Source organism: Sphingomonas sp. P4_G2 (genome assembly GCF_056401155.1).
This window is the reverse complement of record NZ_JBFUJY010000005.1, coordinates 346,265-370,156: the sequence shown is the minus strand read 5'-3', so window position 1 is coordinate 370,156 and position 23,892 is coordinate 346,265. Positions and strand designations below refer to the sequence as shown.

Here is a 23,892-nt window from a genome sequence, read left to right as displayed (position 1 = left end):
CACCGGAGACAACCGGTTGGCCGGAAACAGTTGATTAGGAATAATATTTTTATGGCCACTACGGCAAACCCGACACGTGACGATTTCGCGAAACTGCTCGAACTGACCCTTGGCGACGCCGACGGCTTCGAGGGACGCGTGGTGCACGGCACCGTCACCGGTATCGAAAACGACATGGCCGTCATCGACGTCGGTCTGAAGAGCGAAGGCCGCGTGCCGCTGCGTGAATTCGCCGCGCCGGGCCAGAAGGCCGACCTCAAGGTTGGCGACGAAGTCGAAGTGTTCGTCGACCGCGTCGAGAATGCCAATGGCGAAGCGATGCTGTCGCGCGACCGCGCGCGCCGCGAAGCCGCCTGGGACAAGCTCGAAGCCGAATTCGTCCAGTCGGCTCGCGTCGAAGGCGTCATCTTCGGCCGCGTCAAGGGTGGCTTCACCGTCGACCTCGACGGCGCCGTGGCGTTCCTGCCCGGCAGCCAGGTCGATATCCGTCCGGTCCGCGACGTTCAGCCGCTGATGGACATCCCGCAGCCCTTCCAGATCCTCAAGATGGACCGCAAGCGCGGCAACATCGTCGTGTCGCGACGCGCGGTGCTCGAAGAGACCCGCGCCGAGCAGCGTTCGGGCCTCATCCAGAGCCTGGCCGAGGGTCAGATCATCGACGGCGTGGTCAAGAACATCACCGATTACGGTGCGTTCGTTGATCTCGGCGGCATCGACGGCCTGCTCCACGTCACCGACCTCAGCTACAAGCGCGTCCAGCACCCGAGCGAGGTTCTGAACATCGGCGACACCGTCAAGGTTCAGATCATCCGCATCAACAAGGACACGCAGCGCATCTCGCTCGGCATGAAGCAGCTCGAGAGCGATCCGTGGGATGGCGCCGCCGCCAAATACCATGTCGGTGCCAAGATGACCGGCCGCGTGACCAACATCACCGAGTACGGCGCGTTCGTCGAGCTCGAAGCGGGCATCGAGGGCCTGGTCCACGTCTCCGAAATGAGCTGGACCAAGAAGAACGTCCATCCGGGCAAGATCGTCTCGACCAGCCAAGAAGTCGATGTCGTCGTGCTCGAGGTCGACGAGGACAAGCGTCGCATCTCGCTGGGTCTCAAGCAGGCCCAGGCCAATCCGTGGGAAGCGTTCGCCGCTGCCCATCCGGTCGGCTCGACGGTCGAGGGCGAAGTCAAGAACGCCACCGAATTCGGCCTGTTCATCGGCCTCGACAACGATGTCGACGGCATGGTCCACATGTCGGACATCGCCTGGGGCATTTCGGGCGAGGACGCGCTCAACCTGCACCGCAAGGGTGAGATGGTGACCGCGATCGTGCTCGACATCGATGCCGAAAAGGAGCGCATCTCGCTCGGCATGAAGCAGCTCGAGCGTGGTGGCCCGTCGGCCGCCGTGGTTTCGGGCGCCGGCGACAAGCTGAACAAGAACTCGGTCGTCACCGTGATCGTGCTCGAAGTCCGCGATGCGGGCCTCGAGGTTCAGGTCGGCGACGATGGCGCCACCGGCTTCATCAAGCGCACCGATCTTGGCCGCGACCGCGACGAGCAGCGTCCGGAGCGTTTCCAGGTCGGCCAGAAGTTCGACGCCATGGTCACCGGCTTCGATCGTTCGAAGAAGCCGACCTTCTCGGTCAAGGCGATGCAGATCGCCGAAGAGAAGCAGGCCGTCGCGCAATATGGTTCGTCCGATTCGGGCGCATCGTTGGGCGACATTCTGGGCGAAGCGCTCAAGGCCCGCGATACCAAGAAGTAAGCTCAAAAAGGGTAGCATCCTGAAGATGCTACCCTTTTTGTTACACTTTCACTGTCGAATCGGTCCTATTGCGTTCGACGGTTTTTCTTTATGATAAGCATCGGTGGGGGCCCTTTTTCCGCGAGGGGGAAATTCTCGGAAAAACGGGTAGTTGATGGAGAAGACCGGGACGTGCCCCGGTGGTCCTTCGACTCTGGGGAGACCGTGTTCGTATGATTCGTTCGGAACTGATTCAGAAGCTTGCAGAAGCCAATCCAGATCTTGCGCTCCGCGATGTCGAGGCAATCGTCTCGACGTTCTTCGATGAGATTTCGCGGCGTTTGGCGGCCGATGGCCGCGTCGAACTGAGGGGCTTCGGCGCTTTTTCAACGCGTGCGCGCGGTGCGCGCACTGGTCGCAACCCGCGGACGGGCGAAGTAGTGGAAGTCGACGCCAAGCGCGTCCCCTATTTCAAGCCCGGCAAGGAAATGCGCGTCCGGCTCAACGTTTCCTGAGCCAAGGTGGCCTGGTTCAAGCGACGCGAAGCGCAGCTTGAACCAGGACTCACCGAAGGCCGGCCGGCAGGCGCGACGCGCCTGACCGACGTCACGCGATTTACTCGCGTGACGGCCCTTCTCCTTCAACTCCCGGCTTGACCAAGCCGCGCGCCTGCGCGACCTGTGCCGACACGCGGACGTGGCGAAATTGGTAGACGCACGGGACTTAAAATCCCTCGCCCTATGGGTGTGCGGGTTCGAGTCCCGCCGTCCGCACCAGATTATAAGATGGCGCAGCGCCCGAAGGCCCCGCGGCGCGACGTTTTAGCCGTTTCCCGGCGGGCGCGGCTTGACGGACGGCTCGGTTATCGCTGCGTGCGCCGTCGCCGGATATCGCGATTCGGGCCCAGTATAGTTCGCTATTTTACCACTTCCGCCGCGCTGCTTACCATAATCCCGCCATGGGGCGTGTTGACGAACAGGACGCCGAACTTCTTCATGTCGCCCGCGACGATGCCGACGAGTTCCATCCTGCGACCTTCATTGGTGATCTCGGCCCAGGATCCGCCCTGGTCCTCGGACATCCAGAGTCCGCTTACGCCATTGATCTTCCCGGCCATATAGACTGTCGGGTAACCGCCAGGCGCTCGCGGAGCACCAAAGCTGACCGCCCAGGCCGCGTCGACATGGCCAATCTGATTAGCGGCGTGCTTGGAATCCGGCGAGTGGAACAAGCCGTTGGGAGTGGCCAGCCACAAGTCGCGCAGGATGGTCGGCACAACTTCGAGCTTCGCCCGCTGCCACGGCGCGACCTCCTGGAATCCCGTCACGATCGGCGTGAAACTGGCTCCACCATCAGTACTGATCAGGATGCGGCCCGCGGGATCGAAGATGTAGAAGACGCCGTCGAGCCGCTTGTCGGCGATGGGGCGGAAATTGCGATCCTTGAGATCGGGTACGCCACCCGATTTCGTCCAGCTCTTGCCGCCGTCCTTCGAATAATAAGGCGGACCGCTACCAGCCGCCCAGACGAGCGACGTGGCGCCCGCCGATACGGCGATACGTCCCGGATCATACCAGTCCGCCTTCGGATAGCCCGGCGTTTCGAAGATCGAAGTCGGCAGCTCCGCCCAGCTCATCCCGCCGTCATTGGACACGAAGCCCTTGTGCTTGGCCGAATCCGACGTGCGAACGACATAAAGCGGCTTCGACCCGGCATAGTCGATGCCCGGGACGTTCCCCCGGGCGGGACGGAACAGACCCTGGTCCGGGGGAAGCGTCAGATCGAAATAGGCTCCGCCGGCATTGTCGCCCATCCCCAGCAACAACTGGGCGCCCTGTGGCGGGACGGCAAGATCGAGCGGTGCCGATTCCTCCAATTCCTCGTCGGGGAACACGACATTCAACGCCTTGCCGGAGCCCGCATCACTAAGGTTGGTGACCACCCAGGCGCCCTGATCCTGGTAGATCAACTCGTTCTTGTTGAACGGGTTGATCTTGACGTCCGACATCCAGCCGCCGAACCAGCCGTTACTCTGCCAGTCCTTGGCCCAGGCATAATCACCCTCCGACCGCTTGGCCTGATCGTGGAGGCCTATCCACGTCTTGCCGGAATCGCGGGAGAGATAGATCTCCCCTCCCGGCCACCACCGGTCGAGCGTGGTGACGACCAGCGTTCCGTCCGGACCGACATCGACCCCCGAATAACCGAACTTGGCGCCGTTCACCGGTTTCTCGGGCGTGATCTCGGCCCACTTGGCCTGCGGATCCCGGCGCCACACGCCCCCGGTTGTCGCAGCGGCCGGATTGACCTCGCCCTCCTTGTCGCCCCGGGCATAGGTCACGAACAGCGTGCCGTCCGATCCCTGCGCCATGCGCTGCGGGATCATGTCCGGGGTCGAGGAGACAGGCGTGAAAGTCTTGCCATCGTCCTGGCTGGCGAACAGGTGGCCCTGGCCGTCGACGCCGCCGAGATACAGCACATGGTCGCGCGGATCGAAAAACAGCAAAGAGATCGAACTCACCGGCGCGGCAATGCGCGCGAAGCTGGCCCCGCCATCGCTGCTCTTCCACAGGCCGTCGCGGTTGCTGCCGTAATAGATTATCTTGCCGTTGGCCGGATCGACGACCAGCCGCTCGCCCGTGCCGCGTCCATCAGCGTTGCCGCCGACGCCGATCGGGAGGTCGAATTTCTGCCAGGTCCGGCCCTGATCGTTCGACCGCAGGATCGCACCCTTTCGCGCCCATTGGGAGATGTATAGGCCGCACGCCGCATAAAGTTTTTGAGGGTCGTTGGGATCGATGGCCATGGCCAGCACACCCATCAGGTCCGCGTCGCTACGGCTCAGATCGTCCAGCAAGGGAATCCATTTCTGGGCCTTGTAATCGTAGCGGTACATTCCGCCGACGTCTGTGCGCGCGTATAGAATCCTCGGGCTTTTAGGATGGTACAGGAATGCCGGAATGTATCCGCCTCCGCCCCAAGGCACCGTTTTCCAGGTAAAAGACTGCGCCGCAGCTTTAGATGCCGCCACGATCTGCGCCGGCGCGACAAGCGCCGCGCCGCACAGGGCAGCAACCAGAACCGGTTTGAATAAGCCTTTCATCCCCGCCCATCCCAAATTTTTTCAGCCCTGCGCGGCAAGCGCCGAGCGGGACTGGTCGCCATCATCGTGGCGTATTTCATTTGTCTGATTTATTGCACGAGCGCTGTCAATAGGTAGCGCTATCAAAGCCCGTACCGATCTGACTCAGGGGTCTCGCGTCCGGCCGTGATCGCAATATCGCCGGCGCCAACGAGCGCGTCTGGACGGCAATAGGACCCCCATCCTTTAGAGCGCAGGGCCCAGTCCCGCCGTCCGCACCAGATTGAGAAGCCGATGCGCGACCATGTCGCGTTAATCATAAAATAGTGTCGGGCCGTTAGCGCGGTCCTTCATGGAGCAGCCCTCAGATGCCCCCCGACCGCGTAGCGCTGTAGCCGTTCCCCGTCTGGCGCGGCTCGACGGCCTGCGTGGCATCGCCGCGTGCGTCGTCGCCGGATATCACCTCCAGATATTCTATTATAACGGCCTGAGTGACTTCTTTGGCGGCGTAGCCGGCTGGTTCTTCCGCTGGGGCTGGACCTTCGTCGACCTGTTCTTCCTCATCTCGGGCTACATCTTCGCCCATGTCTATCTCGGCGGCGCGGGGCTGCGAACCGCGCGTCAGCTCGGCGATTTCGCCGTGGCGCGCATAGCGCGGCTCTATCCGCTCCATCTCACCATGTTGCTGATCGTGGCCGTCCTGGATTGGGGTAGGCCGGAAAACACGCTCCCGATCTTCCTGTGCCACCTTTTCATGCTGCAGGGACTCGTGCCCGGGGCCGATAGCGGATTCGTCGGCCCGAGCTGGTCGATCTCCGTCGAAATCCTCTGCTACATTCTGTTCGCCCTGGCGGCCTGTTCGGGCAAAAGAGCGCTCACCTGGATCTCGGTAGCACTCGTCGCGCTCATCGTAACGAAACTCGCCATGCTCGGATTGCCCGGTGGGCCCTGGGGCGCCGACTATCTGATCGGAGGCGTGCTCGGGTTCTTCATCGGGCAGCTATTGTGGCAATATCGTGAGATACTGGCGCGGGTGCCGACGATCGCCCTTGCCCTGACCTTGGCGATCGGCGTGACGATCAATGTCGGCTCTTACAGCCCGTTGCTGCCTTTGGACCTGCTGGCCTGGCCGGCGGCACTATTGCTGGTGCTGCGCATCAAGACGTTCGAAGCGCCCCCGTTCCTGTGGCTGGGGGAGCGCAGCTATGGAATCTATCTGGTTCACTATCCGGTCCTGAACATCTTTTTCGCTGCGCTCGGCAAGTCGCATGCCAGCTGGACGGGCGTCATCGCTCTCTATGTGACGTTCTTTGTCGTCGTTCTGGCCCTGGCGAACGTTGTGCTCCATCTGGTCGAGCGTCCCGGACGCAGGGCGGTGCGCGCGGCGTGGGCCAGACGGTATCCGGTAACGCCGCTTGGCGGCTCGGTTGCGCCTTACCGGGCGGCGGACAGCGGGCCTTAGCGATGATTCTACGTTGGCCATGGCGAGCCCGTGACCAAAATAAACCCCACTCTGCCGCTCATCGGCAGGCGAGCCACGAGGCTAGATGCCACAGGAGCGAAAGCTGATCAGTTCACCAAGGCCTTGTCTGAATTTGAGTCGCAACCCGACCAACGGCATTTAGCTGGCGCGACGTGAAAAGCGAATCTCATCAGCGAGCGACTAATCTAGGTACGAGCAACTGCTGTGCGCTTGAACAAGACTTAGTTCCTAGCAGCAAGGGACTTAGTTCATCCGGAACTTAGACCGGCGAACAGCTGGTCGGAAAACAAAAGACGCCCGCCGGTTCGCCATTGTGTCCTCGATAATAGCCGTTGCACTTCCCCGGCGCTCGTTACGATGGTCGTCCGACTCACGCCATGGCCCCATTGAGCGCGTGGATAACTCCATTGATCATAGCGTCCAGTTCGTTGCCTTCGGTGGGAACGCCGGGGCGCAGTCGACGTACCGCGCTTCACGATGCAGAAAGCGTCTAGTTGTTATGCGCTCGACAATTTAAACCAGAATGGTTTATTTTATTTCGAATATATTTTAAGTCCTCTTGACTCCCAACGATTCCAAATTATGATAACTTCGATTCCAGCGGAGTGTGTTCTATGCAAGCCGCAGTACAATCGAGAAATGCAAGCAGTAGTGACCGGGCATTTGCTTGGTTACTTTATTCGGATTCTATCCGAACCCTTGTTGAGCCGTTGATCAAAGAAGAGCGTGGCGTACCTTGGGACGAGAAAGAGGAAGCGCGCCGGTTCGAAGAAATCTGGGTGCCGAAGAACACTCAAATCCTTGAGCTTGAAGGCCAACCGATCGGCTGGATCGCGGTCAACCGGGAGCGCAGTGATGCTTTTCTCGAGAATTTCTTCATCGCGCCGGATTTTCGCGGCCGAGGCTTGGGCAGTGCGGTGCTCGCCTGGCAAAAGGATCGGGTAGGGAGCGGCACCATCCGTGCTAACGTTATTCCCGGCTCTCGGGCGCGCTCTTTTTACGAGCGTGCCGGCTTCGTCGTAGAACAAGAAGAAGTGCATCAGGTCACCCTGGTGGCGCAGCCGTAGCTGACAGGAGGCGGATATGTATCGGGAAATCGACGAGACGATCTTCACCTTGAACGACGCCGAGACGGAGACGCTGCGCCGGGCAGCGGAAGAACGTCAGCTAAGCCACGAGCCGGAACGTACAAAGTTCTCGCGAGCAGAGCTTCGCCGCTTCGGCATGGTGCGTGAGGCATATTCACCCGAGGAATTACTCTCTAAGGGTTTCGCCCCCGCCCCTGTCACGAGTTTTGACGAACGGGCCAGACAGGCCCGCGAAGAATTGCGGGTCGATGCCCCTTTTGGCAGTGGCATCGAGAAATGGCAGCTGCCAGTCAATATGATTGAGATGCGTGTGTTCGAGACGGTGTTCCCGCCGAACACGCATGTCTCGCCGCACGTTCACCCGGTGAATACGGTCGAGGACCCAGGCGGGAGCCTGCGCATCGTCGTGCGCGGCAGCATCGACTATGAAGGACGAACCTTCGGACCTGGTGATTGGTTCTTTGTACCCAACGGCGAGCCCTACAGCTTTACCTCTGCTCCGGACAGCGACACGCATGTCATGTACCTCTATCGCTTTTTCAAAGCGTCGGAAGGCAACCGCTTCTCTCATCCACACGCCGTGACTGGTGAGCACATCGACTAGCTAACAGCGCAAGGGAGATCATCCATGAGTAGCACGCCAACTGTTCACCTGATTGAATCGAACGACGCTCGCCCGGCCATTACGCTGACACCTGGGATGCGGTTCGAAGTAAAAACAACCCAAGTGGTCGATGGCGCTCTTCAACCTTCGCAGAAAGTCGCCGCTCGACTGTGCGGGGGCACCTCGACCTGCCTCGCACTTGTTGAGCTCTGACAAAATGGCCAGCGGTGGTGAGATTGACCGCTTGCCGGCGCTAGTTCAGCCTTCGATGTTCAACTTTACCGTCCGTGATGGAGACGGTTGTGTGGCGCTATTTAATACCGCCAGTGGCGCACTGACGCGGCTTGAGGGGGGGCAAGCCGCCGCACTTGGCGAACTGATGGAATCTCCCCAGTCTCGCGTAGCTGACCACTTGCCGGATGAGACGCGGAAGGAATTTATCCGCGGCGGCTTTCTCGTTCGCTCCGACGCGGATGAGGTCGGCGCTATCCGCGAGAGGTTCTGGACAGCACGCGGCGGTACGCCGGCGGTGCTGACGATCACAACAACGATGGATTGCAATCTCGGCTGCTATTATTGTTACGAGGAGCGGAGCCAGTCCGCACTAGAAGCCAGTGCCATCGATGATATCCTTGCGCTCGTCGATCAGACCGTGATCGCTAGGGGACGCAAATCGCTACACGTCGATTGGTATGGGGGTGAGCCTCTATTAAATGTCGAGTTTCTTGGCGACGCGTCGCATTTACTCCAAGAACACTGCAGAACCCATGGCGTCGCCTATCATGCTTCGGTTATTTCGAACGGGACCTTATGGCCCGATGACCCGGTCGCATTTGTTCGCGCTCACGCAATCCGTCAGGTGCAGATCTCGTTCGATGGGATGCGGGCTCACCACGATAAACGGCGTCGGATCCGCAAGGGCTTTCGCTACTCGGGCAATCGGATTGTACTCAGTTCTTTCGACGAAGCCGTCGCCCTGGTCGATGCCTTGGTTGGTACGGTTCGGGTCGACCTTCGCTTCAACATCGACCGACGTAACATCGGCGACTTGACGCCATTCCTCGATTTCGCTGAGGAACGATGTTGGTTTTCCGGACTAAGGCCGGCGGTGTTTCAGCCGGCGCGTCTATCGGCCTATTCTTCCGTGTCGTCCTTCATGCGAGGTTTCGAACTGACGTTGGCTGAGTTCGACGCCGAGCGCACCAAGGTTCGTGCGCGCCTGGATGGGATCGGGCAAATCGAGGAATCCGAAGCACCCGACGGTTATCCGCATCCTCGAACATCTGTGTGTGCCGCTTTGTCCGACGCGTCAACTGTGATAGGTGCCGACAAGGCATTGTACCGCTGTGGTTTGCAGGTAGGTGAAGCGGGGCGCGCGGTCGGACAATTGGGCCCGCTGGAAGAAACCTCCAACCCGATGCCCGACGAGAGTTTCTGGGCAGGCTTCGATCCAACACGGCTACCTACGTGCGGACACTGCTCTTTTCTTCCGGTGTGCTGGGGCGGCTGTCCTAAAAAGCATCTCGAGCGCGATATGCACGCCATCGGCGAGCAAGGCCGGTTCTGGCGGACCAATTTGCCACGCCTGATCGCAAAGGCTGCGGGCTTTGGTGACAGTGCGTTGCCCACCGCCTTTGGCGATCGTCACCAATTCCGAGATATTGCTGACGTCGAGACTAAAAATATGGCGGACTGAGGTTGGCCGCACGATGCCGTTGGCACAGACTTCCGACCAGGTGAACGAACGGCCGTTTTTGGAAAGTTCATTGTATAACCAATGTCGGCAATTAGGGAGCATTGCAGCCATGGCGCTGACCCGTCCGGTCGCGCAGGTGCCCAATCGCAGCTCTCCCGTGGATCAGAACCCCGCGACCCCAACCAGCACCCACAACCCCTAACTATCGATCATCACCCCCGAATACGCCTCGTCCTCGAGCGCCCTGCCCGCGCCCATCGCCACGCTGGTCAGGGGATCTTCGGCGATGATCACCGGCACGCCCGTCGCCTCGGCCAGCGCGTCGCTGATGCCGGTCAACAGCGATCCGCCGCCGGTCATGACGATACCGTGTTCATGGATGTCGGCGGCGAGTTCGGGCGCGGTGGCGGCGAGGGTGCGCAACACGGTCTCGATCACCTGATCGACGAGGTCGCTCAGCGGCCCGGCAATGTCCGCCTGGCAGATGTCGATCTCGCGCGGTACGCCGTTGACCTGGTCGCGGCCGCGTACGGCCATGACGAGCCCGCGGCCGTCCTCCGGCATCCGCGCAACGCCGATCTCCAGCTTGATGCGCTCCGCCGTCGTCTCGCCAATGACCAGATTGTGGTTGCGGCGAATGCTCGACGCGATGGCATCGTCCATCTTGTCGCCGCCGACGCGGGTCGATGCGTGATGGACGAGGTTGCCGAGCGAGAGGACCGCAACCTCGGTCGTGCCGCCGCCGATGTCGACGACCATCGTGCCAATCGGCTCGTTGATCGACAGGCCCGCGCCGATCGCCGCTGCCATCGGCTCCTCGATCAGGCGAACCCTGCGCGCGCCGGCATTGGTCCCGGCCTGCCGTATCGCCCGCCGCTCGACCTGGGTCGCACCTGAAGGAATGCAGACCAGAATTTCCGGCCGACGCGGGAGCCGCGAGGGGCCGCCATGCGCCTTGTCGATGAACGCCTTGATCATCTGTTCGGCGATATCGACATCAGCGATGACGCCGTCGCGCATCGGCCGCACGGTCGAGGTGCCCTGCGGCGTCCGCCCGATCATCAGCTTGGCTTCCATCCCGAACGCCCGCAATCGCGGCAAACCGTCGATCAGCTCGATCGCCACGACCGATGGCTCGTTGAGCACGATACCGCGATCGCGCAGGTAAACGATGGTGTTCACCGTGCCGAGGTCGATCGCCATGTCGTTGGACGTCGTGGAAAAAAAGCGGGGTACGCGCATTGTTACTCGATCTTTTAGGAGGCGCGCGACCATCCGCGCATCATTGTCTGGCGTTTAGCTCATCATAGAGGGCGACGAGCCGGTCGACTTCCGCAATGACCTCTCGCTGCTCATTAAGCCACCGCTGAGTTGCATCGTGCATCGGCTGGCCGATGCGCCCGTCATGCAAGGTGGCGCCCTCCTCGATCAGCCAGACCGCGTCACGCGCCCGCGTCCGCTGCAGCCGAAGGTGAGTCATCCACTGCTCGACGACGTCGGATGGTATTGTCCGGTCCAAATCAGCTCTCCCGGACCGTATATGGGAAGCGCGGCGCCAAATACGACGAGTCGGGAGCATCCGACTGCGCCCGGAGCCGTTACGATCGATGGATCGCCCCGAAATGCCGACGGAGATGGAGGTTGAGAATGAGTCGCGCGGATTTTGACCCGGCCAGCGTTCGGCCGGACGGACGGCCGGCGTCACGAGCGACATTGTTCGATCCCGCCGGGGGAGGACCGTGGCGAGGCTCGGTCGCCGGGCTGGACCTCGACGGGCCGGTCACGGTGCTCGCTTATGGTACCGACGAGATCGGCGTTGGTCCGCGGCTGCATGTCCATCCCTATGACGAGACCTTCATCGTGATACAGGGCCGCGCACGCTTTTTCGTCGGCGATGCCGTGATCGAGGCGTCCGCCGGAGAGGTCGTGCTCGGTCCGGCGGGCGTGCCGCACAAGTTCGAGAATCTGGGGCCTGGCCGGCTTCAGACGATCGACATCCATCACTCGCCGCAATGGATCCAGACTGACCTGGAGTAGGCCGGCGCTGAGTTGCGTGCGGGCGTTCGCGCCGGCCGCTTTTGGCTTCATGCGGATCTGCCCAGGCCAAAGCGGAACTCGGGGTGGGCAATGCCCACCCCGAAGCGCCTTACATGCCGTCGAGGCCCTTGCTGACCATGATATTCACCGCCACGCGGCGATTCTGTGCCTTGCCGGCCGCTGTGTCGTTGGGTGCCGCCGGATCCGCTTCGGACATGCCGGTCGGGGTCAGCATGCGATACGGCTTCCAATGGCACTCTTGCTGAAGGAAATTGACGACGCGGCTGGCGCGCTTCTCGCTCAGCGTCTGGTTCAAATCCTGGCTTCCGGTCGAGTCGGTATAGCCGACGACGAGAAGCAAAGCGTTGTTCATCCCTTCGGCTTGCGTTGCCGCGGCGCAGAGATCGGCCTTCGCCTGCGGGGACAGGACCGCCTTGCCGGTATCGAAGGTCACGTTGGTCGTGCCCTTGACGTTATACTGATCGATATCGGCGACGCGGCCGCGCAGCGCCTCGGTTGCCGCGGCCTGTTCGCCGAAGCGCTGGTCGGTGCCGTTGCGGATCATCGACGCGGTCCTGAGATCCTTGGTCTTGAGCGCGATCTGGCTCGCCACCAGGCCGCCGCCCCATTGCACGGTCTTGATGTCGACCGGCAGGCCGTTGAGCAGCTGGTCCGCGGCAAGCTTGTTGCTCCGGAGGCCCAGCAGGCCGCCCTTGGACTTGATCCTGGTGCCATCGCTGATCAGGACCACCGTCTTGGTTCCGCCCGCGGTCGTCACCTGCATCTTCTGATCATTGCGCGCCGAAATGAAGCCTTCGACGTCGGGCCCGTCCGGCATCCCGGTCAAGTCGGCGGGCGCGGTGCCGTTCACGGTGATGTCCGGGTTGGCCGGCGCCGAAGCGGGAGCCTGAGCCGGAGCCGCATCTTGCGGCGTCTGCTGTGCATGCACGCCGACCGACATCGTGCCAGTAAGCATGGCGAGCATGAAAAGCATTCTTGGGTTTTTGGAAATTGCACTCATCGTATTGCTCCTTGAAATCTGACCAGCCGGGCGTTGGTGGTCGCACGCATCGCCGGGCCGTCCTCTCCGTGTTGCCCATCGGGCAGGTTGATCACGCCACACCAGTTTTCCTCGGCAAGTGCGACGCGACGCCGTACGCGAACATCAGGGACTTGCTGGGTGTTCGGACCAACCTTTCGCGCACATGAACGCCGCCCGTGATGGTGGTGGTTGCAGGGATAATTGGAGCGCATTGCGCGGCGAGCCGATGAAATCGCCCGGCGCAAAAGCGCAATAGTTAACGCTCGGCCGTTGACCGCGATTGCCGGAAAGAGTGGCCGGCGACAGTCGAGCGCCGGCTTTCATGGTAAATCACCGATACGGCGAACGAACGAAATCGGGGTGCGCAGCTATGGCTGCAGAGCAATTGCGGACGCCGACTGTTTTGGCCGATCGGGTGACCAAATCGGAAGACCGGATGGGCGTCCAGCAACTATAAAATGATAAAGAACTTGAAGGCTTTATGCCTGTAAGCTCTGCGCTTCCTTCGCAGCGGGTTTGGGGTTCCGCCGTCCGCACCATGGCGCCACGCCGCGGAGTTTGGCACAACGCGTCTATGACCGCGCCTCGCCGCATCCCTGCCCTGCTCCTGCTGCTGCTCGCATCGTGCAATCCGCGCCCCGACACCGGGCCGGTGGTGGTGAGCGCGATCGGCGGGCGGCCGTCCTATCCCGACGTCAACAAGCGCCCGGCCGACACCACGCAGCGCCTGTTGCTCGACTCCACCGCGCAGGGCCTGGTGCGTTTCGACGCGAGCGGCCAGATCGAGCCGGGGCTGGCCGAGCGCTGGATCGTGATCGACCAGGGCCGCACCTATATCTTCCGCCTGCGCGAGGCCGAATGGAGCGACGGCGGCAAGGTCACCGCCGCCGACGTCGCGATCATCCTGAAGCGCGCTATCGCCCCCTCGTCGCGCAATCCGCTCAAGCCGTTCCTGACCGCGATCGACGATATCGTGTCGATGACCGACCAGGTGATCGAGGTGCGGCTGAGCCGGCCGCGCCCCGATCTGCTCAAGCTGTTCGCGCAGCCCGAACTGACGGTCCGGCGCGAGAATCCGCCGGGCGGGAGCGGACCGTTCCGGGTGTCCACTGCCGCCGCCAATTCGGTGATGCTGCGCCCGGCCTTCGATCCGGCACGATCGCCCGACGACGAGGTCGCCGAGCCCGGCCCCGAGCAGAATGTCCAGCTGATCGGCGAAAGCGCCGCACGTGCGTTGCTGCGTTTCAGGCACAAGGATTCGGATTTCGTCGTCGGCGGGGCGATCGGCGACTGGCCTTTGGTCGCGATGACCAAGGTCGCGCCGGCGAATATTCGCCTCGACCCCGCCGCCGGGCTGTTCGGCCTGGCGATCGTCAAGCGCGACGGCTTGCTCGCCGCGGCGGCCGGGCGCGCCGCGATCGCCGAGGCGATCGATCGCCCGGCCCTGATCGCCGCCTTCACGCCCGATTGGGGGCAGCCGGTCGAGCGCCTGTTGCCCGACAAGCTCGATTCGGCGAGCGCGCCGGCGGTATCGGCCTGGGCGACGCTGACGCCCGATTCCCGGCTGGCCGACGCCCGCCAGCAAGTGGCGGCCTATCGCCTCGCCAATCCGGGAGAGATCGCCTTGCGGGTGGCTCTGCCCGATACGCCGGGCGGCAACATATTATGGGGTCAGATCGGCGCGCGGCTGGCGACGATCGGGATCCGACCGATCCGCGTGGCGATGAAGGCCGAGGCGGACCTGCGGCTGATCGACGAGGTCGCGCCCTATGACAGCGCGCGCTGGTATCTCGCCACCGCTTGCGCGCTGTGCAGCGACGACGCGCAGGCCGCGCTGACCGCCGCGCGCGACGCCCCGACCATGGCGGAGCGCGCCACGCACATCGCCGAAGCCGATGCCGCGCTGGCCGCCGATGTCGCCTTCATCCCGATCGCCCCGCCGTTGCGCTGGTCGCTCGTGTCGCTGCGGCTGCAGCAATGGCAGGGGAACCCGCGCGCATGGCACCCGTTGAATCGACTACGGAACGACACCAACTAGATCGGACCATGGCCAACACGACCCGTATCCCGCGTCCCGATATCAGCCAGATCGTCCCGATGGGACGCGACGCCGCCTCCGTGCGCAAGCGCATCGAGGGGTTGGAGCATTTGCTCGAAGGGCTGATCAAGATCCCCGGCACCAACCAGAAACTGGGACTGGACGTGATTCTGGACCTGGTCCCGGGCATTGGCGACCTGGTCGGCGCCGCGCTGGGGTCGTACATGGTATGGGAAGCGCGCAACCTGGGCATGTCGAAAACCCAGATGGCGCGGATGTTTGGCAATGTCGGCGTCGACTTCGCGCTGGGGCTGATCCCCTGGGTCGGCGCGGTGCCCGACTTCTTCTTCCGGTCGAACAGCCGCAATCTGAAGATCATCCGCAAGCATCTCGACAAGCATCACCCGTCGACGGCGGTGATCGAGGGGTAGCCGCGATCGTAGCGGCTAGGCGCCGTCGCAACCGCTCATGCGCATGGGTATTTCAGACTCCCCTCCCAGCAAGGGAGGGGTTGGGGGTGGGTGCGCGCGTCTGCGCGCTCTCAAAAACTCCGGTTCCGCTGGGCAAAACAGCATCGGACGAGGCATCGAGCCTCGCCCGATGCTCAACCCACCCCTTGATCCCCTCCCTGCAAGCAGGGAGGGGAAAATCCGGATGCCGATCTACCTAAAATTGCGTCAGTCGCCTCAGCGCCGGCCGCGCCAGATCTTCAACCGCGCATTGCCGGGAAGCCCGCCGGCATTGGGCTTGCAGCGTTCGTAAGCGAAGCGTCGGTCGAGGCACAGCCATAGCTCGTCGAGCCAACCGCCTTTCGCGGTCACGCGGAGCGCGCTCGCGGGAATGCCCGGGTTGGACCTGGCGAACGCCGCCGCGAACTGGCCGACGGTTAGCGGCCGGCGCGACAGCGCGTCCATGTCGGGATAGCGGAGCTTGGCGTACAGCGCGCTCGACCGCGCGAAATAGGCCGCCGGGGTCGTTCCCATGCAGGTGCCGTGCTTGGCCCATTCGTGCTGGATCAACTGCGCCGAGGGAGTAGTACAGAGCATTCCCTTGATCACAGGCGGCGGCACGAGATTGGTTGCCGTGCAATATTGCGGCCAGTCCTTGCCGACGCCGTCGGGCCACAGCCCGTGCAGCGTGAAGCCGAAGCGATTGCCGCTGCCGCACTGAAACCTCGCCGAGGGCGTGAACCCGCCGTTGCGGCAGAATTGCGGTCCCCAGGTGATTGCCAGCGTATAGCCGCCGATCGGCAGCACGCGCTGCGGCTGGTCGGCGGTCGGCAATTCCGGGTTGGGCCGCGGCGGATTGGCGCTCGGCGTGCAGACCAGTGCCTGGGCATTGGCGATGCCGGGCAGGAGCAAAGCCGTCAGGGCCGCGAGCGTGGCGCGGGCTTTCACGCCGACGCTCCGAACCAGGCGGACGCGTCCCGCCGGAACAGGCAGATAACCGCCAGCGTGGTCAGGATCAGCGACACGACCGACAGGCCGAGCGGTAGCGCCAATTGCGGCCCGCTGACGGTGAGCGAGAAGACGAACCCGATCAATCCGAGCACATAGAGGATGGCGATCGCCCAGCGCGCGACATTGCTGCGCGTCCGCGCGGCGAAATACCACAGCAGCAGCCACAAGGTGAACGTGAACACCGTGAGCAGCGCCGGGAACCAGGGGCCCAGCATCTGCTTGACCTGCATCGTCTGCGGGTTGGCGTCGGTCGCGGCCCAGGTCATGGCGGTGTTCACCGCCTCCACCAGCACTGACCCCAGATAGAAGAGTTCGAACAGTCTGATCGACTTCGGTCTTGCCATAAATCCCCCTAAGCCCCTGATATCTTTTATAATGGTCAGCCGATCGCCGCGAAATCAAGACCGATATCCGCGGCCGGCGCCGACTGCGTCAGCCGTCCGACGCTGATATAGGTCACGCCGGTTTCGGCGATCGCGCGGATCGTGTCGAGCCGCACCCCGCCCGACGCCTCGGTCGGCACGCGCCCGCCGACCAGGGTCACCGCCCCGCGCAGGGTCGGCACATCCATATTGTCGAGCAACAGGTGCGTCGCCCCTGCCGCCAGCGCCGGCTCGATTTGGTCGACGCGATCGACCTCGACGATGATCCGTTCGATCCCGGCGGCGGCGGCGCGGCGAACCGCCTCGACAACCGATCCGGCCACCGCGACATGATTGTCCTTGATCATCGCCGCATCCCACAGGCCCATGCGATGATTGGTCGCGCCGCCCATTCGCGTGGCGTATTTCTCGAGCAACCTGAGGCCCGGGATGGTCTTGCGCGTATCGAGCAGGATGGCGCCGGTCCCGGCTATCTTGTCGACATAAGCGCGGGTCATCGTGGCGATGCCCGACAGATGCTGGATCGTATTGAGCGCAGAGCGTTCGGCGGTAAGCATCGCGCGGCCCATGCCTTCAAGGCGCATCAGGTCGGTGCCGGCCGCAACCCGCTGGCCGTCGGCGACCAGCCGCTCGATCGCCACGCCGGGGTCGAGCGCACGAAAGAAAGCCTCGGCGATCGGCAGGCCGGCGACGATGATCGCGTCGCGGCTGTCCATCACGCCGGTGAAGCGCGCATCGGCCGGGATGACGGCGGCAGAGGTAATGTCTCCGCCATCGCCAAGATCCTCGGCGAGCGTGGCGCGAACGAAGGCGGAGAGGTCGAAACCAGGCAGGTCGAACATGGCCATGCTGGTAGCGCGCCGCGATCGGGCGCGCGACCCCATAATCGTCAGAAGGTCGCCGCCGAGACTACCGATACCGCGCCCGCCTGACGCTTCTTTCCGATCGTGGCGAACCGCGCGTTGGTCCAGGTCAACCGGCTGATGTCGAATCTGAATTGCTGCCGAATATCTTTGTGCCAACTATGTGAGGGCAAATCGACGAGCGCAGGAGCGGCCGTGCCTGTCGCGAGAGGGAGAGAGACCGAGATGACCGCCTATATCGCCCTGCTCCGCGCGGTGAATGTCGGGGGGACCGGCAAGCTGCCGATGACCGAATTGACGGCAATGTGCGACGCGGCAGGGTTCGCCAAGGTGAAAACCTATATCGCCAGCGGCAACGTCGTCTTCACCTCGAGCAAGAGCGAAGCGGCAGTGAAAGCCGCGCTCGAACAGGCGATGCAGGCTTATGCCGGCAAAGCGGTCGGGGTGATGGTGCGAACCGCCGCCGAAATGGCGGCGGTGCGCGACGCCAATCCGTTCGCGGATGCGCCGGGCAATCGCGTCGTCGCGACGTTTCTGGACGAGGCGCCGGCGAAGGATGCGATCGAACAGGCGACGAACGTCAATGGCGAGGAAATGGCGCTCGGCAAGCGCGAGATTTACATCCGCTATCCCGAGCACGGCATGGCGGATTCGAAGCTAAAGATCCCCGGCGCGAAAACCGGCACCGCGCGCAACATGAACACCGTCGCCAAGCTGGCGGAGATGGCGGCGAAGCTCTAGACATCCCCGCAACGACAAGGGCTTCCGCACAAGCCCGCGACAAAAGGGGAAATCTGCATGCGCCGCACCGCCTTCCTGTTGCTCGCCGCGACCGCCACGCTCGGCGCCTCGGTGCCCGCCGCGACGCCGGCCGTGTCGAAGGCAATCAGCGCCAACGCGCAATTCGCGGCACTGTCGAAACGCTATGTCGACAGCCTCGCGCGCTTCTCGCCGGTCGGCGGAACGCAGCTTGGCGATCATCGCTTCGACGACAAATTGCCCGACATCACCGCGCGCGGCCGCGGCAATCAGGCGGCGTTCGATCAGGCGATGCTGGGCTCTATGGCGCGGATCGATTTCAAGGCGCTGAGCCGCGACAATCAGGTCGATTTCCTGCTGCTCAAGAACGCGCTCGATTTCGAGCTCTGGGATATCCAGGTGCTCAAGAGCTGGTCGTGGAATGCGCAAAATTACAACGATGCCGCGGCGGGCGCGCTCTATACGCTTGCCGCGCGTGATTTCGCGCCCTGGCCCAAGCGGCTCAAGGCGGCAACCGCGCGAATGGAGGCGCTCCCCGCCTTCCTGCTCGAAACGCGGCAGCAGCTGATCGCGGCGAAAGTGCCGCAAATCTATGCGAGCACGGTCGCCAAGCAGAATTCGGGGATCGTCGAGATCGCCGAGGGCATGCTCGCCCCGCACGCCAGTGAGCTTGCGCCGGCCGACAAGGCGCGGTTCGATGCCGCGTTGAGCAAATTGAAGGCCGCGGTGGCCGATCAGCAGGTCTGGCTCGACAAGACACTGGTGCCCGCGGCCAAGGGCGATTTCCGCCTGGGCGCAAAGCTTTACGACCAGAAGATGAAGTTCGCGCTGATGTCGACGATGACGCGGCCCGAGCTCAAGGCCAAGGCGACCGCCGCTGCGGCGGCGACGCGCGCCGAAATGTACCGGCTGGCGCAACAGGTGCTGGCGGGCAAGGCGAACGCCCCTGCCCTCCCCGCCAATCCGACCCGCGACCAGCAGCAAAAGGCGATCGAGGCCGCGCTCGACCTGACCTATGCGCAGCGTCCGACGCGCGACGGGGTGGAGGCCGCGGCCAAGGCGACCCTGGCCAGCGCGAGCGATTTCGTGCGGGCCAAGGGGCTGGTGACGATGCCGACCGCGCCGGTCAGAATCATCACCATGCCCAAATTCCAGCAAGGCAATGCCGTCGCGTATTGCGATTCCCCCGGACCGCTCGACAAGGGGCAGGATACGTTCTTCGCGATCTCGCCGATCCCCGACGATTGGAGCGAGGCGCAGGCAACCTCGTTCCTGCGCGAATATAACAGCTATATGATCCACGACCTCAGCATCCATGAGGCGATGCCGGGGCATTGGCTGCAGATCGACCATAGCAATCGGGACAAATCGGTGCTGCGCGCGGTGCTGTCGTCGGGGCCGTTCGTCGAAGGCTGGGCGGTCTATGCCGAGGGGATGATGGCGGATCAGGGCTATCTGAATGGCGATCCGCTGTTCAAGCTGACCGTGCTCAAGATGCGGCTGCGGTCGATCACCAACACGCTGCTCGACATCGGCATCCAGACTGAGGGCATGACCCGCGACCAGGCGATGGACCTGATGATGAAGGGCGCCTTCCAGCAGGAGCGCGAAGCGGCCGGCAAATGGGTGCGCGCGCAACTCTCCTCGACCCAATTGCTCAGCTATTTCTCAGGCTATGAGGAGCATATGGCGATGCGCGAGGAAGCCAAGCGGCGCTGGGGCGCGAAGTTCGACCTCAAAACCTATAACGACGCGGTCCTGGCGCACGGCTCGCCGCCGGGACGGTTCGTGCGGGAATTGGTGTTTAACTTGCCGATCGAGTGAGGTTCGTGCTGACGTACTCCTGAGGTGAATCGTCACCCCGGCCTTGTGCCGGGGTCCACCGGGCAGCAAGTCCGGGAAAAGAAGCTCCTGCTATACGCTAACCTGCACGGTGGATGCCGGGACAAGCCCGGCATGACGGCCAAAACTGATCGTATTCGCTTCCAGCCGCTGCTTCGCGTCAGCTAGTCCCCCGTCACCTTCGCCGGCCCGAGATCGCCCATCCCGACCGTCGCCGAGGCCATGCTCAGCATCGCGTCGAGGCTCTTCTTCGCCTTCAGCCGCAACTCCTCCTCCATCTCGATCCGCGGCTCGAGGTCACGCAGCGCGACGTAGAGTTTCTCCATCGTGTTGAGCGCCATGTACGGGCAGATGTTGCAGTTGCAGTTTCCGTCGGCGCCCGGCGCGCCGATGAAATGCTTGTTGGGCAGCGCCTTTTCCATCTGATGGATGATATGCGGCTCGGTCGCGACGATCAGCGTGTCGCCTTCGAATTCCTGGGCATATTTGAGGATGCCGCTGGTCGAGCCGACATAATCGGCATGGTCGAGGATGACCGGCGGGCATTCGGGATGCGCGGCGACCGGCGCACCGGGATGCTGCGCCTTGAGCTTGAGCAATTCGGTCTCGCTGAATGCCTCGTGCACGATGCACACGCCCGGCCAGACGATCAGGTCGCGGCCGGTCTTGCGCGCGAGATAGCCGCCGAGATTACGATCGGGACCGAAGATGATCTTCTGGTCCTTGGGGATCTGGCTGAGGATCTTTTCCGCCGACGAGCTGGTGACGATCACGTCGCTGAGCGCCTTTACCGCCGCCGAGCAGTTGATATAGGTGAGTGCGATCGCGTCGGGATGCTGCGCGCGGAACGCCGCGAATTGATCGGGCGGACAGCTGTCCTCCAGGCTGCACCCGGCATTCATGTCGGGCAGCACGACGATCTTTTCGGGCGACAGGATCTTCGCCGTCTCGGCCATGAAGCGCACGCCGCAAAAGGCGATGACCTCGGCGTCGGTCGCCTGCGCCTTGCGGCTGAGATCGAGGCTGTCGCCGACGAAATCGGCAATGTCCTGGATTTCGGGCTTTTGATAATAATGCGCCAGGATGACGGCGTTGCGCTCCTTGCGCAGCCGATCGATCTCGGCGCGCAAATCGAGGCCCGTGAGGTTGGTCCGCTGTTCCATGGTCCGCTCCGCCAAGTGTCGGTGCCCACATGGCCCTGCGCGGGGAGCGGATCAACCCATCGGTAGCGCATCAAGCTCCCGGCAGCGGTGGATAGGCGAATGGCGGCAGCGCGGCGCCGGGCGAACCGGCGGTAATCCACTCATGCAACGCCGCGGCGATCGGCGACGCGCCGAGCAGGTCGGTCACGATCCGCACCGCGACGAGCGTGCCGAAGCCCCACAGCCAGGCGCGGTGCACGCTACCGGTTCGCCGCCACTCGATCGTGATCGCGATCAGCGGAAAGAGCAGGATCGTCGCGGTCTCGACATGCGGCGTATAGGGAATGAACAACGGCATCGGCAGGATGCGGCCGAACCCTGGCCCCATCAGCCCGGCCATCGCGCAGAAATGCAGGCGCTTGTGCCAGTCGGTCCGGCGACGCAGCATGATCGCCGCGGTCGACAGGCCGGCGAAGGTATAGACCGTCAGCGGCGCCATCACGGTGAAATAGGCCGGCGTGAAGATCGGCGCCGAACGGCCCAGCCGGAGCGACTGGTACGCGACCATCGTTCCGACCACGACCATCAACGGGATCCACGCCGCGCCGATCCACCCCACGCGCTTGTGCAGGGCGATGTTGCCGCTGGTGCCGAGCAACGTCTGGGTGAGGTAGATCATCGTCCACCCGAAAAACGTCAGTGCATGCGCATGGACGTAAAGTGGGGCGCCGAAGCTCGATCGTCCCGCCGCGAGTTGCATCGAGAAGCCGGCGACGAGCACCAGCACCATCGCGATGCCACCCCAAAAAAACACGCGATCTTCTCGCGTCATGCCATGACCGGCCGGTGCCAGCGTCGCCATTCGAGTACCCCCCACGAATTTTCCCGCGGAGAGATCATAACGCGCCCGTTGCGATTAGCCAAATTGCGCGGAGCCCCTACTCCCCTCCCGCTCGCGGGTGGGGAACCTTGCGATCAGCGCTTGTAGGTCACGCCATCGAGTGGCTTCGACATGTCCCAGATCTCGTCATTCTGACCCTCGCCGGCGAAGCGCACGCGGACCGTCGCATCGAGTCCCGCCGCCTTGAGCGGCAGCGCGAAACTCTGTTCGACCGCGCGCCGGGTCGCGTCGCGCGCCAATTTCATCGGCTCGGGCTGGAGCGCCTGGCTGGCGAGTTCCTTTTGCGCCGCGGCCTTGTTGGTGTCGTCGAGTTGCGATCCGACGTCAGTGAAGGTGCCCAGTACGCCGTTATGGCCATAGCTCTTGATCGCGTTGATATTGATGCGCGGCGCGGACGGCATCGGCTGCGGCAGGGTCACGCCCAGGGTCTTGCTCTTCGCGTCCCATACGACATCGCGCTGGGTGAGCTTGCTGAGGTCGACATCGTAATCGACCGTTCCGGGCATGATCAAGGTGCGTTCGGTCGACAGGCCGAAGCGCGATTGGGTCGAGGTGACGACGGCGACATAGCTCGCCTGGAAGGCCGACAGCTTGTTCTGCTCGCGCAGCCCCTGGATGCTCGCGGTGGCGATCGTCACCGGATCGGGATCGACCCGCGCCTTGATGTACGACTGCACCACCCACAATCCGCCGGCGAAAAACAAGGCGATCAGCGCCAGTGCGCCGCCGAACTTGATCAGAAAGCTGGTCGCAGCACCATTGCGGCTGTGTTTCAGATCTTCTGCCATATATCCCCCTGATCGGCGACGATGTGCCGGTCGCGCAGTTCATAGAGGTGCGCGAGGACCGATCGCTCGGCGGCGGGAAACAAGCGCGGGTCGATGCCGACATACATTTTCGCCACCATCGCCGGGATCGTGCGCGGCTCGGCGTCGAGCAGGCGCAATATCTGCCCCTCGCGTTGCTTGCGGTGGCCGATCAGCCCGCGCACCAGGCGCTGCGGCTTGTCGACGGGGTCGCCATGCGCCGGGTAATAGATGCGGTCGTCGCGCGCCTGGAGCTTGATGAGGCTGTCCATATAGGCGGCCATGTCGCCATCGGGCGGCGAGACGATGGTGGTCGACCAGCCCATGACATGATCGCCGGTGAACAGCGCCTTCGTCTCCGGAAGCGCGAAGGCGAGATGGTTCGATGTGTGCCCCGGGGTCGCGATCGCGGTCAGCGTCCAGTCGCTGCCCGACACGCTCTCGCCTTCCGCCATCACCGCGTCGGGCGCGTAATTGGCGTCGAAACTGGCATCGGCACGCGGGCCGAGATCCTCGAGCGCGAGCGGGGCGCAGCCGACGATCGGAGCGCCGGTCCGGGCCTTGAGCGGCGCCGCGCCGGGGCTGTGATCGCGATGCGTATGGGTGATGACGATGGCGGTGACCGCGCGGCCGCCGATCGCGCGGACCAGCGCGTCGATATGCCGGGGATCGTCGGGACCGGGATCGATCACCGCCAGATCGGCTGTGCCGACCAGGTGGGTCTGGGTGCCGGTATGGGTGAAGGGGGACGGATTATCCGCCAGAACCCGCGTCACCAGCGGTTCGAGGACCTGCGGTACGCCGGGCTTTTGCTCGTCCATGCCGGTCGAGATGGCGGCTGGAACGGGGCTTGGCAAGGGTTGGAGCATCGCGCGGAAAAGTGGATACCGGTTTTCCGCAAAGCGGTGCGACCACAAATAACC

The 23,892-nt window shown here is 63.3% G+C and carries 22 protein-coding genes and 1 tRNA gene; 12 read left to right on the top strand and 11 right to left on the bottom strand.

The window, feature by feature from the left end; translation table 11 throughout:
* Positions 1 to 51 precede the first annotated feature (51 nt).
* The 3 genes from rpsA (at position 52) to AC1DRD_RS16330 (ending at position 2,519) form a co-directional block, all read left to right on the top strand.
* Entirely contained in the window at positions 52 to 1,764 is a 1,713-nt protein-coding gene (gene rpsA, locus AC1DRD_RS16340; protein ID WP_066812708.1) for a 30S ribosomal protein S1, read from the top strand.
* A gap of 212 nt (positions 1,765 to 1,976) precedes the next feature.
* On the top strand, positions 1,977 to 2,258 hold the full coding sequence (gene ihfB / locus AC1DRD_RS16335) for an integration host factor subunit beta (protein ID WP_478028904.1): 282 nt from the start codon (positions 1,977 to 1,979) through the stop codon (positions 2,256 to 2,258).
* Positions 2,259 to 2,433: 175 nt separating this feature from the next.
* Positions 2,434 to 2,519, top strand: a tRNA-Leu gene (locus AC1DRD_RS16330).
* A gap of 140 nt (positions 2,520 to 2,659) precedes the next feature.
* Here AC1DRD_RS16330 and AC1DRD_RS16325 read toward each other — a convergent pair.
* Positions 2,660 to 4,639, bottom strand: coding sequence for a hypothetical protein (locus tag AC1DRD_RS16325; RefSeq protein ID WP_478042149.1), 1,980 nt, complete (start codon positions 4,637 to 4,639; stop codon positions 2,660 to 2,662).
* Positions 4,640 to 5,177: 538 nt separating this feature from the next.
* Between AC1DRD_RS16325 and AC1DRD_RS16320 the strand changes: the two genes are divergently transcribed.
* The 4 genes from AC1DRD_RS16320 to AC1DRD_RS16305 all read left to right on the top strand — a co-directional run bounded on the left by AC1DRD_RS16320 (position 5,178) and on the right by AC1DRD_RS16305 (position 9,696).
* Positions 5,178 to 6,287: an acyltransferase family protein gene (locus tag AC1DRD_RS16320; protein ID WP_478042148.1), complete on the top strand. Its 1,110-nt coding sequence runs from the start codon at positions 5,178 to 5,180 to the stop codon at positions 6,285 to 6,287.
* Between the two features lie 635 nt (positions 6,288 to 6,922).
* A complete protein-coding gene (locus AC1DRD_RS16315; RefSeq protein WP_478042147.1) occupies positions 6,923 to 7,375 on the top strand; it encodes a GNAT family N-acetyltransferase in 453 nt (150 codons plus the stop codon).
* Between the two features lie 16 nt (positions 7,376 to 7,391).
* Complete coding sequence (locus AC1DRD_RS16310) at positions 7,392 to 8,000, top strand: cupin domain-containing protein (protein ID WP_478042146.1); 609 nt, start codon at positions 7,392 to 7,394, stop codon at positions 7,998 to 8,000.
* Positions 8,001 to 8,217: 217 nt separating this feature from the next.
* Positions 8,218 to 9,696, top strand: coding sequence for a radical SAM protein (locus tag AC1DRD_RS16305; RefSeq protein WP_478042145.1), 1,479 nt, complete (start codon positions 8,218 to 8,220; stop codon positions 9,694 to 9,696).
* A 198-nt stretch (positions 9,697 to 9,894) separates the two neighbouring features.
* Here the strand turns inward: AC1DRD_RS16305 and AC1DRD_RS16300 are convergent, their stop codons facing one another.
* Positions 9,895 to 10,938 (bottom strand): rod shape-determining protein, encoded by a 1,044-nt coding sequence (locus AC1DRD_RS16300; protein WP_478028895.1) that lies wholly within the window; start codon positions 10,936 to 10,938, stop codon positions 9,895 to 9,897.
* A gap of 40 nt (positions 10,939 to 10,978) precedes the next feature.
* On the bottom strand, positions 10,979 to 11,176 hold the full coding sequence (locus AC1DRD_RS16295; RefSeq protein WP_478028894.1) for a hypothetical protein: 198 nt from the start codon (positions 11,174 to 11,176) through the stop codon (positions 10,979 to 10,981).
* Positions 11,177 to 11,343: 167 nt separating this feature from the next.
* Between AC1DRD_RS16295 and AC1DRD_RS16290 the strand changes: the two genes are divergently transcribed.
* Positions 11,344 to 11,733, top strand: a complete 390-nt coding sequence (locus AC1DRD_RS16290) for a cupin domain-containing protein (RefSeq protein ID WP_478028893.1) — start codon at positions 11,344 to 11,346, stop codon at positions 11,731 to 11,733.
* Positions 11,734 to 11,842: 109 nt separating this feature from the next.
* On the opposite strand, the gene AC1DRD_RS16285 is transcribed toward AC1DRD_RS16290, so the two are convergent.
* Entirely contained in the window at positions 11,843 to 12,754 is a 912-nt protein-coding gene (locus tag AC1DRD_RS16285) for an OmpA family protein (protein WP_478028892.1), read from the bottom strand.
* A gap of 595 nt (positions 12,755 to 13,349) precedes the next feature.
* Between AC1DRD_RS16285 and AC1DRD_RS16280 the strand changes: the two genes are divergently transcribed.
* Positions 13,350 to 14,813 carry an ABC transporter substrate-binding protein gene (locus AC1DRD_RS16280; RefSeq protein ID WP_478042144.1) on the top strand — a complete coding sequence of 488 codons (1,464 nt, stop codon included), beginning with the start codon at positions 13,350 to 13,352 and terminating at the stop codon, positions 14,811 to 14,813.
* Positions 14,814 to 14,821: 8 nt separating this feature from the next.
* A complete protein-coding gene (locus AC1DRD_RS16275) occupies positions 14,822 to 15,244 on the top strand; it encodes a DUF4112 domain-containing protein (RefSeq protein WP_478028890.1) in 423 nt (140 codons plus the stop codon).
* Between the two features lie 255 nt (positions 15,245 to 15,499).
* Here AC1DRD_RS16275 and AC1DRD_RS16270 read toward each other — a convergent pair whose 3' ends face one another.
* The 3 genes from AC1DRD_RS16270 to nadC are packed head-to-tail and all read right to left on the bottom strand — an operon-like array spanning position 15,500 to position 17,504.
* A complete protein-coding gene (locus AC1DRD_RS16270) occupies positions 15,500 to 16,210 on the bottom strand; it encodes a ribonuclease T2 family protein (RefSeq protein ID WP_478042143.1) in 711 nt (236 codons plus the stop codon).
* On the bottom strand, positions 16,207 to 16,617 hold the full coding sequence (locus tag AC1DRD_RS16265) for a hypothetical protein (protein ID WP_478042142.1): 411 nt from the start codon (positions 16,615 to 16,617) through the stop codon (positions 16,207 to 16,209). The genes AC1DRD_RS16270 and AC1DRD_RS16265 overlap by 4 nt, the downstream gene beginning before the upstream one ends.
* 35 nt (positions 16,618 to 16,652) lie before the next feature.
* Positions 16,653 to 17,504, bottom strand: a complete 852-nt coding sequence (gene nadC, locus AC1DRD_RS16260; protein ID WP_478042141.1) for a carboxylating nicotinate-nucleotide diphosphorylase — start codon at positions 17,502 to 17,504, stop codon at positions 16,653 to 16,655.
* A 240-nt stretch (positions 17,505 to 17,744) separates the two neighbouring features.
* Between nadC and AC1DRD_RS16255 the strand changes: the two genes are divergently transcribed.
* Together AC1DRD_RS16255 and AC1DRD_RS16250 are read left to right on the top strand one after the other, a co-directional pair.
* Positions 17,745 to 18,260 (top strand): DUF1697 domain-containing protein, encoded by a 516-nt coding sequence (locus AC1DRD_RS16255; protein WP_478042140.1) that lies wholly within the window; start codon positions 17,745 to 17,747, stop codon positions 18,258 to 18,260.
* 57 nt (positions 18,261 to 18,317) lie between these two features.
* The gene (locus AC1DRD_RS16250; protein ID WP_478042139.1) at positions 18,318 to 20,102 is read left to right on the top strand and encodes a DUF885 domain-containing protein; all 1,785 of its coding nucleotides are present in this window, start codon (positions 18,318 to 18,320) and stop codon (positions 20,100 to 20,102) included.
* A 182-nt stretch (positions 20,103 to 20,284) separates the two neighbouring features.
* Here AC1DRD_RS16250 and nadA read toward each other — a convergent pair whose 3' ends face one another.
* The 4 genes from nadA to AC1DRD_RS16230 form a co-directional block, all read right to left on the bottom strand.
* Positions 20,285 to 21,283, bottom strand: coding sequence for a quinolinate synthase NadA (gene nadA, locus AC1DRD_RS16245; RefSeq protein WP_478042138.1), 999 nt, complete (start codon positions 21,281 to 21,283; stop codon positions 20,285 to 20,287).
* 70 nt (positions 21,284 to 21,353) lie between these two features.
* The gene (locus AC1DRD_RS16240) at positions 21,354 to 22,124 is read right to left on the bottom strand and encodes a hypothetical protein (protein ID WP_478028881.1); all 771 of its coding nucleotides are present in this window, start codon (positions 22,122 to 22,124) and stop codon (positions 21,354 to 21,356) included.
* A 113-nt stretch (positions 22,125 to 22,237) separates the two neighbouring features.
* Positions 22,238 to 22,951 carry a DUF4230 domain-containing protein gene (locus AC1DRD_RS16235; protein ID WP_478028880.1) on the bottom strand — a complete coding sequence of 238 codons (714 nt, stop codon included), beginning with the start codon at positions 22,949 to 22,951 and terminating at the stop codon, positions 22,238 to 22,240.
* Positions 22,936 to 23,790, bottom strand: a complete 855-nt coding sequence (locus tag AC1DRD_RS16230; protein WP_478029024.1) for an MBL fold metallo-hydrolase — start codon at positions 23,788 to 23,790, stop codon at positions 22,936 to 22,938. Before AC1DRD_RS16230 ends, AC1DRD_RS16235 begins: the two co-directional genes overlap by 16 nt.
* Between the last annotated feature and the right edge of the window lie 102 nt (positions 23,791 to 23,892).

Coding starts and splice junctions, on each gene's coding strand:
- rpsA (WP_066812708.1), top strand. CDS start 52: ATGGCCACTACGGCAAACCCGACACGTGACGATTTCGCGAAACTGCTC.
- ihfB (WP_478028904.1), top strand. CDS start 1,977: ATGATTCGTTCGGAACTGATTCAGAAGCTTGCAGAAGCCAATCCAGAT.
- AC1DRD_RS16325 (WP_478042149.1), bottom strand. CDS start 4,639: ATGTACCGCTACGATTACAAGGCCCAGAAATGGATTCCCTTGCTGGAC.
- AC1DRD_RS16320 (WP_478042148.1), top strand. CDS start 5,178: ATGGAGCAGCCCTCAGATGCCCCCCGACCGCGTAGCGCTGTAGCCGTT.
- AC1DRD_RS16315 (WP_478042147.1), top strand. CDS start 6,923: ATGCAAGCCGCAGTACAATCGAGAAATGCAAGCAGTAGTGACCGGGCA.
- AC1DRD_RS16310 (WP_478042146.1), top strand. CDS start 7,392: ATGTATCGGGAAATCGACGAGACGATCTTCACCTTGAACGACGCCGAG.
- AC1DRD_RS16305 (WP_478042145.1), top strand. CDS start 8,218: ATGGCCAGCGGTGGTGAGATTGACCGCTTGCCGGCGCTAGTTCAGCCT.
- AC1DRD_RS16300 (WP_478028895.1), bottom strand. CDS start 10,938: ATGCGCGTACCCCGCTTTTTTTCCACGACGTCCAACGACATGGCGATC.
- AC1DRD_RS16295 (WP_478028894.1), bottom strand. CDS start 11,176: ATGACTCACCTTCGGCTGCAGCGGACGCGGGCGCGTGACGCGGTCTGG.
- AC1DRD_RS16290 (WP_478028893.1), top strand. CDS start 11,344: ATGAGTCGCGCGGATTTTGACCCGGCCAGCGTTCGGCCGGACGGACGG.
- AC1DRD_RS16285 (WP_478028892.1), bottom strand. CDS start 12,754: ATGAGTGCAATTTCCAAAAACCCAAGAATGCTTTTCATGCTCGCCATG.
- AC1DRD_RS16280 (WP_478042144.1), top strand. CDS start 13,350: ATGACCGCGCCTCGCCGCATCCCTGCCCTGCTCCTGCTGCTGCTCGCA.
- AC1DRD_RS16275 (WP_478028890.1), top strand. CDS start 14,822: ATGGCCAACACGACCCGTATCCCGCGTCCCGATATCAGCCAGATCGTC.
- AC1DRD_RS16265 (WP_478042142.1), bottom strand. CDS start 16,617: ATGGCAAGACCGAAGTCGATCAGACTGTTCGAACTCTTCTATCTGGGG.
- nadC (WP_478042141.1), bottom strand. CDS start 17,504: ATGGCCATGTTCGACCTGCCTGGTTTCGACCTCTCCGCCTTCGTTCGC.
- AC1DRD_RS16255 (WP_478042140.1), top strand. CDS start 17,745: ATGACCGCCTATATCGCCCTGCTCCGCGCGGTGAATGTCGGGGGGACC.
- AC1DRD_RS16250 (WP_478042139.1), top strand. CDS start 18,318: ATGCGCCGCACCGCCTTCCTGTTGCTCGCCGCGACCGCCACGCTCGGC.
- nadA (WP_478042138.1), bottom strand. CDS start 21,283: ATGGAACAGCGGACCAACCTCACGGGCCTCGATTTGCGCGCCGAGATC.
- AC1DRD_RS16240 (WP_478028881.1), bottom strand. CDS start 22,124: ATGGCGACGCTGGCACCGGCCGGTCATGGCATGACGCGAGAAGATCGC.
- AC1DRD_RS16235 (WP_478028880.1), bottom strand. CDS start 22,951: ATGGCAGAAGATCTGAAACACAGCCGCAATGGTGCTGCGACCAGCTTT.
- AC1DRD_RS16230 (WP_478029024.1), bottom strand. CDS start 23,790: ATGGACGAGCAAAAGCCCGGCGTACCGCAGGTCCTCGAACCGCTGGTG.